The sequence below is a fragment of the Paenibacillus sp. MABNR03 genome, from assembly GCF_050455445.1.
Taxonomy (GTDB): Bacteria; Bacillota; Bacilli; order Paenibacillales; family Paenibacillaceae; genus Paenibacillus; species Paenibacillus xylanilyticus.
Genome location: NZ_JBCIYR010000002.1, coordinates 800926 through 816674 on the forward strand (window position 1 = coordinate 800926; position 15749 = coordinate 816674).

Sequence of the window (15749 nt, forward strand, 5' to 3'; positions counted from 1 at the left end):
ATTTCTGTTTCGCTGATGTTGATGTGGATTGAAACGACAGCGGAAGTCCGGTCCGAGCTGCCCACTCCTCAGCCAAAATGCTCATCGAAATCAGGTCATAATGAGTTCCGTCCCGCAATACAGCGGACCGCTGCCGACCTTCCTCCCGGAATCCGGCTTTCAGATACGCCCGTCTGGCGGCTTCATTGTATTCGATCACTTCCAGCGCAATCCGGTTCAAGTTCAGCTCGTGAAAGCCATACCGAATAATGAGAGCGAGCGCATCACTCCCGTATCCCTGCCCACGATCCTTATCTTCACCAATCCCGATGGCAAGACGAGCCGAACGGTTATTCCATTCAATTCGGTATAGAGCGGTAAAACCAATAAATCGATTGTCCTCCAGCGTTCGCAGCGCAAATTCAAACCCATTGTCTCTTCGGACAGCAGATGAACCTGTCTCATCCGGGGTTAGCGGAACCGCAATGTCTGTATCCAGGTTGCGCAAATATTCGTAATTGTCCGTGTAACGTGCCAGACGCATGCAATCTTCCGGGCATGGGGCGGCGAGCCGGACTTTGGAGCCGTGAAAAGCATTGAAATGACGTGGAGCCATGCTGCGTGCACCTCTTTTGATTTATCATTTATTTTTTGGTTGTGTGATCTGAAAATGTCTCGTAATGTCATTATACTATGGATACCGGCCATCTGCCGAAAGACAGCAAAAAGGCTCTGCCGACCAGAGTGTCAGCAAAGCCCTGTTGTGGGGCACAAAGCCCGGTTATTATACTACAACGAATTGGTATCCTGTACAGAAGGGCGGTTTATATTTTTACCATAATAAATCTCGTCCATCTCCAGCTTCAGCCACTCCGTAATTTCATGCTGTTCAGCTCTGCTCAATTTCTCCTTGGTATAACCAAAGAGATAGTTGTCGAGATCAAACGCCTTCAGCTTGCATTTTGTATGGAAAATATTTTCCTGATACACGTTCACATCAATCATGTCGAAGCCGTTCTTGATCTCATCCGGAATATAATTCTGGATCGAACCGATCTCGTGGTCAATAAACAGCTTGCGTCCGCTCGTATCCCGCGTGAAGCCGCGTACCCGATAATCCATGATCATGATATCCGTATCAAACGAATGAATCAGATAATTCAGCGCCTTGAGCGGTGAGATTTCCCCACACGTAGAGACGTCGATATCCGCACGGAAGGTACTGATCCCTTCACTCGGGTGGAATTCGGGATACGTATGCACGGTGATATGGCTTTTGTCGAGCTGCATAACGACGTTGTCCGGGAGCGGGCCCGGGGATTCCTCGAAGGATTCCTCAGGTACCTCCACAATCGGTCCTTCCGAGACGAGCATCGTCACACTTGCTCCTTGGGGCACATAATCCTGCTGGGCAATATTCAGCACATGGGCACCGATGATATCAGCTACATTTTTCAGAATTTTGCTCAACCGGTCTGCATTGTACTGTTCATCGATATATTCAATATAAGCTTCCCGTTCTTCTTTGGTTTTGGTATAGCAGATATCGTACATGTTGAAGCTCAGCGACTTGGTCAGGTTGTTGAATCCATGCAGTTGAATGCGCTGCTCTGGCGTTAATGTCATGGCTGCAGTTCCCCTTTATCCATACGACATGGTAATCGCAGTTTTAATACTACTTATACCCAACCTGCCTCGAAAAAAAACATAAGTCCGGATTCAGCTTAATTAGCCGCCGTCAGAACGACGAGTCTTCATATTCACTTACACTGTTCATCCGCTCATCTTCGGCAATCGACTGAATATCCTCTGAAGTGACGCTGATGATGGTGTAATCCTCATTTTGCTGTTTTTTCACGGCTTTTTCCTTCATAAAACGGGGACTGCCTTCCGCGGCGTCTTCATCGTAAACCAGCAGGATACCATCACTTTTGCGCAGCAGCAGGTCATCCCGGGCAGTAAATTGCCATGGGCCGATATAAGGCTGCCGGCTTACCGCTCCGTAGTAATCCACACCCTGGAGAATGGTGCGATAATATTCCTGTTTATCTTCCTTCCACTGTTCCTCGGGGTTCTGAAAAGCCGTAATAATAGACAGCTTCAGATGTGGATACGTCTTCTTCAGCTCAAGTACCACTTCGCAGGCCCACAGGTCCACGCCATATTGCCCAGGCGTCAGCACCCATTCCAGCCCATCCTCCACAAGCGGCGTGAGGCGGGAGGAAATGGCCTTTTTGATGAAAGGAATTCCTTCATGTTTCTGTCCGAAAATCTGCAGTTCATGTGCACGATATCCGGTAATCAACAGGTTTTTCAATGTGGGTTCCTCCTTTCAGCAGGGCTTGTCTTCCTGAATCGATCCAAGAAACAAGGATTACTTCGCCGGCTGCGCATCCGTGCGGAAAGGGTACAGGAATTGTTTCGGTATCTCAGTCTCGAATTTCATGAGTTCATCCGTTGTGGGATGAATGAACGATAGCACGCGTGCATGGAGTCCAAGACGTCCAAGTGTTTTGGTGCGTGAACCATATTTTTTGTCACCTGCAATCGGATGACCGAGATCCTCCATGTGCACACGAATCTGGTTTTTGCGGCCGGTCTCCAGACGAACCTCGAGCAGGGAGAATTCACGATTGGATTGCAGTCGTTTGTAGTGTGTAATGGCATGCTGTCCATCATTGGGGCGTGGACTGGAATACATCTTCATGGTTTTGCTTTCCTTCAGCCACGAGGAGATGGTGCCCACGGGCTTGGCTACCTGGCCTTCGACGAGCGCCACGTAAACACGCTCCTGCACCTTATCTTTCCAATTGTCCTGCAGGTGATGCTTCACTTCCTCACTCTTTGCAAACATCATGACACCGGATGTATCGCGGTCGAGTCTGTGCACAACAAAAATCCGGTTCCGCGAATCCGTGCGGCGTACATGTTCGGTCAGCTGACGATACGCGGTAAGCTCATCACTGCGATCGGCCGCAATGGACAGCAGTCCGGCTTCCTTGCGAATAACAATGATATCATCGTCTTCATGCAGAATCGTAACTCCTGTCAGAGTAGGGGCGGCTACGGCGCCTTCCTTGCTGATCGATACGATCTGCCCCGGCGTCAGCGCATGGTTGAACTTGGTAACCACCTTCTGATCGACGGAAACTTGTCCGCGGCCCAAAATGGATTTGACGGCATTCCGGCCTGATTTCAAATGCTCGAGCAGGAAGTTCAACAGTTCATCCGGTTCCGTTACTTTATATTGGCGGAGTGGCTCCTGCTTGCGGTAATGGGCATTGCCTGCGCGTTTGGGTGAACCGCCTGAATGCTTGGGCTTGGCAGCCCCTGCAGACTTGGTTGAAAAATCTCGTTCTGGCTTCTGGGAGCGTGCTGCCGAAGCACCAGCTTGCCCTTTACCCTTGGCCGAAGGACGGCCTGTTGATCGTTTGCGTTTATTCATGAATACTAATCTCCTTCTGAACAGCCTGTACCGCTTGTGTGCATACGATCCGTTCATTTCGTTATGCAGTTCAATATACCATTAACCGGGGGCAAATAAAAATAGGTGGATCGAATCTGTTATGCATCCAAGCGAGCGAGAATCGAGTTTCATAGAATAACGTATCCCATAGCATTGGAGGTGTTACTCATGGGTGTATTCCTGGATATGAGAACTTCGATGAACTCGGGAACTGTAGGACAGCCCGGTTTATCCCTGGGTCCATCCCCGGATGCGTTCGGATCGATTGGCCTTCAGACCCTTGGTGTTCCGAATCCCATTATCACCTTGAATGGCACGGTTGGCGTAACCGGAGAACTTGGAGATACATTCGTTGTGGAAATCGTACGCGGTCACTTTTACGATCCATTCTTTGTAATCTATCGGGCTGAAGGCACGATTGGGCAGAACGGCGGGGCTGAATTCCACACGTTTACAGCACAGGATCTGTCACCGCCACCTGCTCTGGAAAGTGTATATACTTCGTTTATTTCCGGGGTGTCTACGGCAGTACGTACCGGACCAGAAATGTTCTATGGCATTGCAGCAACGACATAGATTTATTGGCATTCATTCATCCGAAAGCAGAGCGTCAGAAGAATGATTTACTGAACCAGCAGAGTTTGCGACATACCCGGAACAGACAAGTGTTGAGAAACAGGTTTGGCGCTCCAGGAAGGATTCCTCCGATTCAGATGTACAATGAGAAGCAAAAATCCCGGCTCCATGAGTCCGGGATTTTTGCTGTAGGTGCGTATGAGGTTAACATGTTGATCCGTCAGGTGCCATGCTCCTCCAGATCAGTTGGCACGGCCTTTGAGAATGATGTTATTGGCTTTGCCAAAGTCAATGGCGACTTTCCCGGCCAGTGCAGCTGTACGTTCAGCAAGCACAACCGCATTGACCCCACAGCAGAAGAGAGCCACATCGAAGGCATCCCGATTCGTTTGAATCCACTGAAGGGTTTCGTTCATTTGATCCCAGCTGTCAAAAGGCAGTGTGGCTGCAATATTCAGATGATAGGGCTCCTGAACAAGCATATTATGCAGCGCCTCAAGCTCACGGGTAACTAGCAGGACCCGTTTGCCTGCGAGCATTCCCCAGAAGCGTGGCATCTGGGCCAGTTCCCGATTCACACATGCATGGCAAGTGAGGGGGGGAGAGATGCCGAAATGCGCGAACAGCATATCGGTCAGCGGCCGTTTGAGGTGATCCGGGGCTTTAATTGAACTGTCACCGTAGGGAAGAACCCCTACGATATCCGCCCGCTGCAAGGAAGCGGCCACCTCATCCCGAAGCTGCAGGTTGGGAAGACGAAGCCCTTTTTGACCCAGATTCGCCTTGATGGCCCATCGCTCGAGCAGAACCTGCTCCGTCGTCCAGACGGTCTCCTGGGACATGACAATATTTTCGCCGTCGCCCACACGGACAAGAGAGAAGGGACGCTGTTCTCTTAGCGCCGCTTCGAGTTGATCTAACACACCATCAATTTCAAGATAGTTCGAATTCATAGCAGCATGCGGACCTCCTTTGAAAATTCAGGTTTCTCTATTCTATGTTCGTGCTTTGCCAGCGTGTTGTACGTTCAACCCGAAGAACCAATCTTGGGATGTATATCAATCTATTTATATAAGAACCAGTGCAAGCGTCCGTACCGGTTCTATCTTCCTTTCATACGCTATAGAGTCGACTGCCAAAAACTATGAAAGCGATCCGAGCTCCTGTGAACGAAGATTGGCAGATTCGGATGAGGAGGAATGTGATGTCCAGGAAAGTCGTGATTGAAATCAATTTCAACAACTATGGGATGGACCCACAGCGATTGACGAGAGAATGGCTGGAGCGGCGAATGGGTATTTTTCGCACCTTTACATTGCACTGTCTTAAAGCACAAACGAATCAGGATTTCCTGACGGTGGTGAAGCTGTCCAAAGAGTCGGGAGAACTGATGCAGGAGATTCTGGCGGAACAGGAGCCGCTGCCTGCCAACATTCGTTTTGGGACGAATATCGAGAGCGTGCGGGCGATTTTGGCATTTGCCGAAGGAGCGGAGCACATTTATATTGCCCGTCTGGATTCGGATGATCTGTACCACCGGACCTTTGTACAGCAGCTCTATGATGTGCAGCCACAGCCGCAGACGATGGCACTTATCAACCAGAACGGATATCTGTGGGACAGCGTCAATAACGAGATGGCACCGACGTTTCATCGTTCTCCGCAATTTTATGTCTACTTATACAAAACGGACGAGTACGCAGCAGGGTACCGCGTGAAGCTTCCAGGCAGAGGTACACATGGCAATGTCATTGACTTGCCCCATGAGCTGCTTGCTTCCCGGAATTATGTCAATATTGTTCATTCAAACAACACTTCGGTTAAAAAGGTACCGCCAAAAGACCGGTTAAGCCGGGACGAGATGGTACAGGTCTTACGCGAATTCATGATCTGATCAGGGAGGGATTCATCCATGATTAAAGGACAAACAATTCTGATCACTGGAGGAACAGGCTCCTGGGGTCAAAAGCTGACTGAGGTGCTGTTGGAACAGGACCCGGCCGAGATTCGCATCCTGTCCCGTAATGAATACGCCCAGATTACCATGGAGCGGGATTTCGGCCATGATGCGCGTCTGCGTTTTCTCATCGGGGATATTCGGGATTACCGGGCAGTGGAGGATGCGTGCAGGGGAGTGGATGTCCTCTTTCATCTGGCTGCACTGAAACATGTTCCGGTATGCGAGGACCAGCCGGACGAAGCATTTAAAACAAATGTCATCGGCACGCAGAATATTATTCGGGCTGCAATTCGCATGCAGATTCCCAAAGTCATCGATGTCTCGACCGATAAGGCGGTTGATCCGATTAATGTCTACGGTATGACGAAGGCTCTGGGTGAAAAAATGATGATCCGTGCCAATTGGCTGAGTGAACGTACCCGGTTTGTCTGCATCCGGGGTGGCAATGTGCTGGGTACAAGCGGCAGTGTGGTGCCATTATTCCGGCGACAGATTGATGAGGGCAAGATGCTGACAATTACCGATAAGGGTATGACCCGCTTTTTCCTGACCCGTACGGAAGCCATTCACTTGCTGCTTAAGGCGGCTGAGGCTGCGGTGGGCGGAGAGACGTTTGTGATGAAAATGAAAGCCTGCAAAATGACGGATCTGGCATCGGTCATGCTGGAACAGGCCGGACGCCCGGCAGGCGATTACAAGATAACAGGGATACGTCCAGGCGAGAAATTGCATGAAGTGCTGATCTCGCCCTTCGAGGCGCCGCGCACATACAAGTATGATGAACAATATTATGTGATTCTGCCGCAGGAACCGGACAAGCGCCTGGCAGATCCGTACAGCAGCCTGACACGTGTGACCTTCTCGGAATATCGTTCAGACAGTGCCGTGATGAACCGGCAAGCGATTGCCCAGTTTTTGCGTGCAGGCGGCTATATCGACTAATCAAAGGGAGGCGGAGCGTTTGGAGGTGGAACATATGCAAGACAGGATAAACAGCCGCTCCCTGAAAGCCGCCGTGATTGGTCTCGGCTATGTCGGACTGCCCATGGCGGTGGAGATGGCACAGGCGGGTTATCGTGTTCATGGGATCGATATTGATGAATTCAAGGTGGCGAGGTTGCGCAAGGGTGATTCGTATGTCATCGGGATCGAAGATGAGGCCATACAAACGCTTACCGAAGCCGGCTTGTTTGCAGCCGGTACAGATTATGCCGCAGTAGCGCAGGCAAATGTCATTGTCATCTGTGTACCCACGCCGCTGACGATGGATCACCAGCCGGATATTTCCTATATTGCGGCGGCAGTGGATGGCATGACTCCTTATTTGCAGGAGGGAAGCCTGGTTATTTTGGAAAGCACGACATACCCCGGCACAACCGAGGAGCGAGTGAAGCAGCCGATCGAAGCAGCCACAGGCTGGGCTGCAGGCGAGCAGTTTTATGTCTGTTATTCTCCCGAACGGGTGGACCCGGGCAGTGTCAACTACAGTGTAAAAAACACCCCGAAAATTATCGGAGGCTCGACCCCCGCCTGCCTATCCTATGGTAAAGCATTCTACGGCTCGTTCCTGAGCGAGATCGTTCCGGTCAGTTCAACGACCGTGGCTGAAACGGCAAAGTTGTTCGAGAACACGTTTCGCAGTGTGAACATTGCGCTGGTAAATGAGCTGACTCCTGCCTGTGAACAAATGGGTGTGAGCATCTGGGAAGTGCTGAATGCGGCTGCGACCAAGCCGTTTGGGTATATGCCGTTCTATCCCGGTCCAGGCATCGGCGGCCACTGTATTCCTATTGATCCGATCTATCTATCCTGGGCTGCAAGCCGTCAGGGATCGGATCTGCAATTCATCACGCTGGCGGACGCGACCAATCGGAAAATGCCGGAGCGTGTGGCCCAGCGTGCAGCAGCACTGCTGGAACAGAGCGGAACACCGATTCAGGGGGCACGCATAGTACTGGCAGGCATGGCTTACAAAAAGGATATCGACGACCTGCGCGAATCGCCAGCCCTGGATGTCTTCCGGCTGCTGAGCGCAGCAGGTGCAGAGGTCGTTTTCACGGATCCGATGGTGTCGGTCTTCCGCAAGGATGACGATACAGTGCTTCAGTCCCAGCCAGCAGTACCGGGCTTGTGGACGTGGGCCGATCTGGTGATCATCACAACCGACCACTCGGGCTTCAATTATCAGGAGATGGCGGACCATGCGAAGCTTATTTTTGATACACGCAATGCAACTGCCGGATGCCACGGGGGGAACATTGTGGTGCTTGGGCAGCCTAATCGACGTGATGCAGCAGCTGTGCAAAGTGTCCAGGAAGTGAATGATGTGCTAGTGGAACTAGAGGAACAACATGAACAGATGACGCAGAACGTAGAGCAAGCTCATGAGGTAGCAAAAGAAGAAGAAGTAGAAGTAGAAGTAGAAGAAGTCAAACATCAAGAGAAATCGGGGGATACCCATGGCGAATCATGATCGGGTGAGCGAACGTTATTATGGCGAGATTAACTCGGAAGAATCCCATGAAGCGACCAGGACCCGCATCCACTGGATGTGCCGCGAAGCCACAGGCAAACGAATTCTGGATGTGGGGTGCAGTCAGGGTATCACCTCCATTTTGCTGGCGAGGGAAGGGTTTCGTGTCACAGGAGTTGATCTGGAGGAAGAGAGTATCCGGTATGCACAAGGAGAACTTGCCAAAGAATCCAAACCTGTCCGGAACAATGTGGATTTTCGCATGTTGGACATTACGCAGTGGAAAGTAAAAACCCTCTTCGACACGGTGCTGCTCGGAGAAGTGCTGGAGCATTTTGCCCATCCGGAGACGTTATTGATCCAAATTCACCGTTTGCTGCAGGAAGAAGGAACCCTGATTGTGACCGTACCCTACGGATATCATCCGTTCTATGATCACAAGCAAACCTTCTATGCAGGAAACCTGGCGATGTGTCTGATGCCGTATTTTGAAGTCTTGAAACTGGAAGTTCATCATAAATATTTATGTTGTGTGGCCCGCAAGCGCCGGAAAACGCAGCTGCATATGTCGCCAACCTTGAAACAAGTGACGGAGTGGATGCAGCTGGATCATGTACATTTTGCTGAGGTTGAGCAGAATCACCTTCGATTGATGAAACTGCGCAAGAAAGCGCTGGACCAAGCGGTGGAGCAGGTGAAACGGCTTCGTCGTCAGGAGAATGTTGAAGGGTAACGGGATAAGGGAGATGCACCATGTGAGAAATGGGAGTGTGGGCAGTTTGTGCGATGAGTCGGTGGGGAGTTAGGGCAAACCCTGTGTAGGAAAAAATAGCATAGCTAGTAGACTGCAATACGCGTATGACAGGAAGGGGCTCGGAACGTGATCACCATCAGTCTGTGCATGATTGTGAAGAACGAGGAACGCACGCTTGCGCGCTGTCTGGGCTCGGTAGCCGGAATCGCAGACGAGATTGTCATTGTGGATACCGGTTCATCGGACCGAACAATGGACATTGCTGCGCAATATACCGACCGGGTCTACACGTATGAGTGGACGGATGATTTTGCGGCGGCGCGAAACTACTCATTCGACAAGGCCACGCAGGAGTATATCCTGTGGCTGGATGCGGATGATGTTCTGCTGCCTGCGGAAAGGGCGAAGCTGGAGCAGTTGAAGCAGCAGCTGCCGTCCGAGGGGGAGACGGCGGCTGTGATCTTGAACTATACGCTGGCCGAGGGGCCGGAGGGAAGTCCGCTCGTGACGGACCGACGATTGCGCCTGGTCAAGCGGGATGCCGGGTGCCGCTGGCATGGCCGGCTGCACGAGCAGCTCAGCTTCCCGCCGAGCGGGGTCATTTCGGCAGATATTGCCGTCACGCACCGCCGCGAGGCGGGCCATCATTCGGCGCGAAATGTGCGCATCCTGCGCAAATGGATCGCCGAAGAGGGCGCAGCCCAGGGTCGCCTGCTGTTCTATTATGCAGGCGAATGTTTTGACCACCAGCGCTATGCGGCGGCGGCCCGGGGGTACGCAAAGCTGCTGGAGCAGCCCAGCGGCTATCGTGAGGATCGGCTCATTGCCTGTGCACGGCTGGCGGAATGTTACGAGCGGCTTGGTCAGCCGGGACGTAAACTGGGCGCACTGCTGCAGTCGTTCCAGTATGACCTGCCGCATGCGGATTTCTGCTGTGCGATCGCGGCCTGCTTTCATGAACGGCAGGAGTTGGTCCCTGCGATCTACTGGTATTTGCAGGCAGTGGACGTGAGCAGCCGCGACACGGGTCTGCGTCCGGTTCCCGAGGCATGCCGCACCTGGCTGCCGCATGCTCGCCTATCCCTGTGTTATGCCCATCTGGGCAACTGGGAGCAGGCCATGATGCATAATAGGAAAGCCCGGGAGTACCTGCCAAACGATCCCAGCCTGCTTGATAATCGGCAGAAGCTGGAAGTCATTTTACGTAAAGAGATGCGGAACCGGAAAGAGCAGAATGAAGGATAGCCTCGAAAGTAGAGAGATAAATCTAGGTACTCATTTTGCAATCAACGCTTATTTAAAGCAATCGCTTGTCCAAACAGGGATGAGCGGTTGTTTTTATTTTGATGAAGAAGCTTCAAACGTTTTACAATAAAACGCGGTTGCTCATTCGGGGCTGGCCCGTTAAACTAAAGGGAGCGGCGTTTTGCTTGACGGACAAGTCATGAGAACGCCATTTTGTTGTCAAGGATGCGGCAATGGTGCCGTGTTCGGATGTCAGAATCGGATGGGACCAAGCTGGTGGAGGAACACCAGTGACAAGTAAGGAGTCTTTACATGAGTGTGCAAGCACCTACTTTAGAAGAAGCGCAGGGTCTCCTGCAAAAATATTATGGCTACCCCGACTTTCGCGAGGGTCAGAAAAAGATCGTGTCCAGCCTGCTTGAATACGAAGATACGCTGGGCATCATGCCTACCGGGGGCGGGAAGTCGATCTGTTATCAGATTCCTGCTCTGTTATATCCGGGGCTGACGCTGGTCGTCTCCCCGCTCATCTCGTTAATGAAGGATCAGGTCGATGCGCTCACGACCGCCGGCATTGCTGCCGCTTATATCAATAGTACGTTAAGCGGCAAAGAAGTGAATGATCGCATCCGCGCGGCGCAGCGCGGTGAGCTGAAGCTGCTCTATGTCGCGCCGGAGCGACTGGAGCTGGACTGGTTCCGCGATGAGATGGGGCAGCTGCCCATCTCCTGCGTTGCCGTGGATGAGGCCCACTGTGTGTCGCAGTGGGGGCATGATTTTCGGACAAGCTACCTGGCGGTAGCGCCGTTTGTGGACAGTTTGCCGGAGCGGCCGGTGGTTGCGGCCTTCACGGCGACGGCGACGCCCGAGGTCATGGGCGATATTCTGCGGCTGCTGCGTTTGCAGGACCCGCAGACCTATGTGACCGGACTTGGGCGGGATAATCTGGCGTTTAGCGTGCTGCGCGGTGAGAGCAAAAAGGACTTTGTCCTGAACTACGCGCGCGAGCATGCCAGCGAGCCAGGTATTGTATACGCCGCGACCCGTAAGGACGTGGACGATCTGCATCAGCGTTTGCTGCATGCCGGATTGCCCGCAGGACGGTACCATGCCGGGATGACGGATGATGAACGGGCCCAGAGCCAGGAAGCTTTTTTGTACGATGATATCCGGGTGATGGTGGCGACCAATGCATTTGGGATGGGGATCGATAAATCCAACGTGCGTTATGTGCTGCATTACAGCATGCCGAAGAACATGGAGGCGTATGTGCAGGAAGCCGGACGTGCGGGACGGGACGGAGAGCCAAGTCAATGCATTCTGCTGTTTGGGGCACAGGACATTATTACTCAGAAGTTCCTGATCGAGCAGAACCCGATGGAGGGCGATCGCAAACAGAACGATTACCGGAAGCTGCAGCAGATGGTCGATTACTGTTACACGACGCGTTGTCTGCGCAGTGCGCAGCTGGACTACTTCGGGGAGATACATGAGGACAACCCATGCGGCATTTGCAGTTCCTGTACGGACGACCGCGAGCTGGTGGATATGACAATTGATGCGCAGAAAATATTCAGCTGCATTCACCGCATGCGCGAACGGTACGGCGTATCCCTGGTGGCTTCGGTGCTCAAGGGCTCGCGTGCCAAAAAAGTGCTGGAATACGGCTTCGATTCCCTGCCGACCTACGGCGTGATGGGCAACCGCACGGAACGGGAAATTGCGGAGATCATCAACGTGATGGTATCGGAAGGCTATCTGATGTTGTCCGAGGGACAGTACCCGGTTGTGCGTTTGCAGCCTCTGGCGGTGGAAGTGCTCAAAGGCCAGCGTGAAGTGATGCAGCGGGTAGTGCGGAAGACGGCGGCAACGGCTTCGGGTACGAACTACGGTGGACGTCGTGGACGCGATGCGATGCCATCGGCGGTCAACGAGACAGTATTCGAGCAGCTGCGCCTGATCCGGCGCGATTTGGCGGCGAAGGAGCATGTGCCATCGTACATCATTTTCAATGATGCAACGCTTCGCGAGATGAGTGTGGTATGTCCGCAGACGGAACGTGACATGCTGAGTATCAAAGGGGTCGGTGAGGTCAAGTACCGCAAGTATGGGCTGCCTTTCCTGGAGTTCTTCCAGAAGCAATCGGGCGAAGAAGTGGATACGGATGATGATGCGTTTTACGAGTTTGAGTGAGAGCAAGAGGGAAATGATGAGGAGTGAGAGTGATTATCGGGTGCTGGCTTCGTGCTCTCGGTAAAGTGGCGTTTGATATGGATTATGACTCGTGTATTGCGAATCGTGGATCCTGGATGGAACTTGAATGCGGTCTTTTTCAGGTTAAAGTTGGGGCGGAGTGTCTCTGTATGGTGGACGAAATAAGCTGAATTGTCTTTCAAAAGGTGGACATTGCTGTTGGAGAAAGCAATTGTTGGCTCGCACAGGATATGGAGTCGATGAGTGATCCTAGGCCTATATATAGTAGATCAGAGGTTGGCGGAAGCGGATGTCTTTTTGAAAAGGATGTCCACCCTTTGAAAGACAAAAGTAGGATATGTCCATGAGACGTGGAATGGATATATATATAGATATAACAAGAACAGTATCCAAGACTGGGTGTTGACAATAGGTTTACATGAACAGCATCAGGGGATGGATGGCTGTGAAGCTTTACTTTTACCAAAAAATATGGTCTGGGTGTCCAGGCAAAGGTTGTGAACCATGAAGGTTATTCTTTCTACTTTGAATGCAAAGTACATCCATACCTCGCTGGCGTTGCGGTGTCTGAAGGCGTACAGTGAGAAGGATTTTGATATTGAGCTGGCGGAGTATACAATCAAGGACCCGGTCATGAATATTGTGTCCGATCTGTACCAGCGCGGCGCGGACGTGATTGGGTTCTCGTGTTACATCTGGAACATTGAAGAGACAATCAAGGTCATTGATAATCTGAAAAAGGTTATGCCTGACGTGAAAATTTTGCTGGGCGGGCCGGAAGTGTCCTATGACACGGAATATTGGATGAACCGGATTCCCAATGTCGATTTCATCGTCATGGGTGAAGGGGAAGAGACGCTGCATCAGCTCCTGACGGAGCTGGAGGGGAGCAAGAAGTTCCATTTTGTGTATGGACTCGCGTATCGCAAAGGGGAAGAGGTCATTCTCATGCCAGGACGACCGAAGGCGGATCTGAACGATCTTCCGTCACCGCACCGTTTTGAAGAGGATATTCCGGATCTCGGGAAACGCGTTGTTTATTTTGAAACCAGTCGGGGCTGTCCGTTCAGCTGTCAGTTCTGTCTGTCCAGTATTGAGGTCGGCGTACGTTATTACGATATTGAGCGGACGAAGTCGGACATTCTGTACCTGATTGAGAAGGGTGCGAAGCTGATCAAGTTTGTGGACCGGACATTCAATATCAAGCGCGATTACGCGATGGAGATGTTCAAATTCCTGATCGAGAATCATCAGGGGACGGTGTTCCAGTTCGAAATTACGGCGGACATCATGCGCCCTGAAGTACTCGATTATCTGGCAGAGAATGCGCCGCCGGGCACATTCCGGTTCGAGATCGGGGTACAGTCCACGAATGATCCGACGAATGAACTGGTGAAACGCCGTCAGAACTTTGCCAAGCTGAGCCGTACGGTGAACAAGGTCAAAGCCAGCGGCAAAATCGACCAGCATCTGGATCTCATCGCCGGACTGCCGGAGGAAGATTATAATACGTTCCGCAAGACGTTCAACGATGTGTTTGCTTTGGGGCCGGAAGAGCTTCAGCTCGGATTCCTCAAAATGCTGCGCGGTACCGGCCTGCGTCTGGATGCGGAAAAGTACAACTACACGTATATGGATCACGCGCCGTATGAAATTCTGGGCAGTGACGTGCTGCCGTTCAGCGACATCGTGCGCCTGAAACGGCTGGAGGATGTGCTGGAGAAATACTGGAACGCACACCGGATGGACCATACGCTCAAGTATCTGATGGAGCAGGAGTTCAACTCGCCGTTTGATTTCTTCCAGGCGTTCGGGGATTATTGGGAGGGTCAGGGATGGCAGAAGATCGGTCACCAGCTGGAGGATCTGTTCACCCGTCTGCACAGCTTCCTGGAATCGCGCAACACGCCGCATATGGATATCGTGCTCGGCCTGATGAAGCTGGACTATTTCCTCGGCCACAAGTACAAACCACGCAAAATCTGGTGGGAAGACGCGCTGGAGAAGGATCAGTGGGCGCTGTATATGAAAACGCTGGCTGAACGTCCGGAAGACGTTCGTCTGCCACGTGTTGCCGGTGCCTCAGGCTCGGCATGGCTGGAAAGCAGCGGCACGAGTGCGATTGCCGCTGCTGGGAATTCGACTGCTGCCGGGGAAGACTCTGCCGCGGATGCGGCGGGTGTGATCGGCAGCAGTGCCGGGGCTGCAGCGTCGCTCCCTGCGGGCGACGCAATTGGGTCCGCCGCGGATGGAGCGGCGGACGGTGTGGACGGCAACGCCTCGCGTGCGCTGCCGATGACCTCGGCCATGACCGCACAGACGGTCATGGGAGCCCGTGCTTTCGCCGACCTTGGTCTCGGCGAAAAGGAACTGCAGAAGCACGCTGTACTGGACGTGCTTCCGTTCCGGCTTGAGCGTGTGCTAGCTGGCGCCAGCCCGCTTGCCGCGAAAGGCCGGACGCTGCTGGTCGTGGTATACCAGCAGCATGAAGGGCAGCAGGCGCAGTATTACACGCTGCCGCTGGGAGAAGAAGCCGCTGCCATGTAGATGCAGCGGCAAGGAGGAAGCTGCATAGGCCGATTGGCGGCATGCAGCGGGAGAAGCGTCACGGCTTCGCGGTCGTGGCGCTTACCCATGAGGTACAGCACCCATTGGGTGCTGTACCTCATCCTTACGCGGCTTGCCACTACACAAGCCGCGCCCCGCTCTACCTTTTACCAAATGTATATGTTTCAAAAGCATCGGAAGGTCGTCTAATTCCCCATCTGGGAAGAAGAAGGCCTTTCTTTTGTTTTGGAGATTCCTCTGACCGAGTAACGGTGGCCCCATTCTCGTTCTACATGACCAGATATTGATCCATTCGTTCGCTGCTCTTTAGCTCGTTCATAGCCTGTGTTCCTTTTACCAGTTGGTGTGTTTATAGCTGGCCTTCCTCCTCCTTATACAAGGTTTTTTTTATTTGATTTAACTTATATCGTTGTTCTGAAATCGTTCATTCCTTTTTATAATTCGCTCAAAATTTGTCATTATTTAGAATAATATGTGATAAAAACTATCTTTTTCTTTTAAATTTAAAATATGA

The 15749-nt window shown here is 52.2% G+C and carries 12 protein-coding genes and 1 pseudogene; 8 read left to right on the plus strand and 5 right to left on the minus strand.

Going from position 1 to position 15749, the window contains the following annotated elements; translation table 11 throughout:
- Window positions 1-103: 103 nt before the first annotated feature.
- The 4 genes and pseudogenes from AAIH57_RS12225 to AAIH57_RS12240 all read right to left on the minus strand — a co-directional run.
- Window positions 104-595: pseudogene (locus AAIH57_RS12225) on the minus strand (GNAT family N-acetyltransferase); the annotation flags it as partial.
- Between the two features lie 173 nt (window positions 596-768).
- On the minus strand, window positions 769-1605 hold the full coding sequence (gene speD, locus AAIH57_RS12230) for an adenosylmethionine decarboxylase (protein WP_430021773.1): 837 nt from the start codon (window positions 1603-1605) through the stop codon (window positions 769-771).
- 112 nt (window positions 1606-1717) lie between these two features.
- Complete coding sequence (locus AAIH57_RS12235) at window positions 1718-2296, minus strand: DUF1273 domain-containing protein (RefSeq protein WP_175398332.1); 579 nt, start codon at window positions 2294-2296, stop codon at window positions 1718-1720.
- Window positions 2297-2353: 57 nt separating this feature from the next.
- Window positions 2354-3424, minus strand: a complete 1071-nt coding sequence (locus AAIH57_RS12240) for an RluA family pseudouridine synthase (protein ID WP_175398333.1) — start codon at window positions 3422-3424, stop codon at window positions 2354-2356.
- 189 nt (window positions 3425-3613) lie between these two features.
- Here AAIH57_RS12240 and AAIH57_RS12245 point away from each other — a divergent pair, with 189 nt between their 5' ends.
- Entirely contained in the window at window positions 3614-4021 is a 408-nt protein-coding gene (locus tag AAIH57_RS12245; protein WP_175398334.1) for a hypothetical protein, read from the plus strand.
- Window positions 4022-4263: 242 nt separating this feature from the next.
- Here the strand turns inward: AAIH57_RS12245 and AAIH57_RS12250 are convergent, their stop codons facing one another.
- Window positions 4264-4974, minus strand: coding sequence for a GT-D fold domain-containing glycosyltransferase (locus tag AAIH57_RS12250; RefSeq protein WP_175398335.1), 711 nt, complete (start codon window positions 4972-4974; stop codon window positions 4264-4266).
- A gap of 251 nt (window positions 4975-5225) precedes the next feature.
- Here AAIH57_RS12250 and AAIH57_RS12255 point away from each other — a divergent pair, with 251 nt between their 5' ends.
- From AAIH57_RS12255 to AAIH57_RS12285, 7 genes are all read left to right on the plus strand, one after another.
- Window positions 5226-5915, plus strand: coding sequence for a glycosyltransferase (locus tag AAIH57_RS12255; protein ID WP_430021774.1), 690 nt, complete (start codon window positions 5226-5228; stop codon window positions 5913-5915).
- A gap of 18 nt (window positions 5916-5933) precedes the next feature.
- The gene (locus AAIH57_RS12260; protein ID WP_430021775.1) at window positions 5934-6923 is read left to right on the plus strand and encodes a polysaccharide biosynthesis protein; all 990 of its coding nucleotides are present in this window, start codon (window positions 5934-5936) and stop codon (window positions 6921-6923) included.
- 34 nt (window positions 6924-6957) lie between these two features.
- Entirely contained in the window at window positions 6958-8454 is a 1497-nt protein-coding gene (locus AAIH57_RS12265) for a nucleotide sugar dehydrogenase (RefSeq protein ID WP_430021776.1), read from the plus strand.
- Window positions 8441-9187 carry a class I SAM-dependent methyltransferase gene (locus AAIH57_RS12270; protein WP_430021777.1) on the plus strand — a complete coding sequence of 249 codons (747 nt, stop codon included), beginning with the start codon at window positions 8441-8443 and terminating at the stop codon, window positions 9185-9187. Before AAIH57_RS12265 ends, AAIH57_RS12270 begins: the two co-directional genes overlap by 14 nt.
- A gap of 147 nt (window positions 9188-9334) precedes the next feature.
- Window positions 9335-10453, plus strand: coding sequence for a glycosyltransferase (locus tag AAIH57_RS12275; protein WP_430021778.1), 1119 nt, complete (start codon window positions 9335-9337; stop codon window positions 10451-10453).
- A gap of 312 nt (window positions 10454-10765) precedes the next feature.
- Entirely contained in the window at window positions 10766-12646 is a 1881-nt protein-coding gene (gene recQ / locus AAIH57_RS12280; RefSeq protein ID WP_175398339.1) for a DNA helicase RecQ, read from the plus strand.
- A gap of 525 nt (window positions 12647-13171) precedes the next feature.
- Window positions 13172-15214 (plus strand): B12-binding domain-containing radical SAM protein, encoded by a 2043-nt coding sequence (locus AAIH57_RS12285; protein WP_175398340.1) that lies wholly within the window; start codon window positions 13172-13174, stop codon window positions 15212-15214.
- The last annotated feature ends 535 nt before the right edge of the window (window positions 15215-15749 follow it).

Coding starts and splice junctions, on each gene's coding strand:
- speD (WP_430021773.1), bottom strand. CDS start 1,605: ATGACATTAACGCCAGAGCAGCGCATTCAACTGCATGGATTCAACAAC.
- AAIH57_RS12240 (WP_175398333.1), bottom strand. CDS start 3,424: ATGAATAAACGCAAACGATCAACAGGCCGTCCTTCGGCCAAGGGTAAA.
- AAIH57_RS12245 (WP_175398334.1), top strand. CDS start 3,614: ATGGGTGTATTCCTGGATATGAGAACTTCGATGAACTCGGGAACTGTA.
- AAIH57_RS12250 (WP_175398335.1), bottom strand. CDS start 4,974: ATGAATTCGAACTATCTTGAAATTGATGGTGTGTTAGATCAACTCGAA.
- AAIH57_RS12255 (WP_430021774.1), top strand. CDS start 5,226: ATGTCCAGGAAAGTCGTGATTGAAATCAATTTCAACAACTATGGGATG.
- AAIH57_RS12260 (WP_430021775.1), top strand. CDS start 5,934: ATGATTAAAGGACAAACAATTCTGATCACTGGAGGAACAGGCTCCTGG.
- AAIH57_RS12265 (WP_430021776.1), top strand. CDS start 6,958: ATGCAAGACAGGATAAACAGCCGCTCCCTGAAAGCCGCCGTGATTGGT.
- AAIH57_RS12270 (WP_430021777.1), top strand. CDS start 8,441: ATGGCGAATCATGATCGGGTGAGCGAACGTTATTATGGCGAGATTAAC.
- recQ (WP_175398339.1), top strand. CDS start 10,766: ATGAGTGTGCAAGCACCTACTTTAGAAGAAGCGCAGGGTCTCCTGCAA.
- AAIH57_RS12285 (WP_175398340.1), top strand. CDS start 13,172: ATGAAGGTTATTCTTTCTACTTTGAATGCAAAGTACATCCATACCTCG.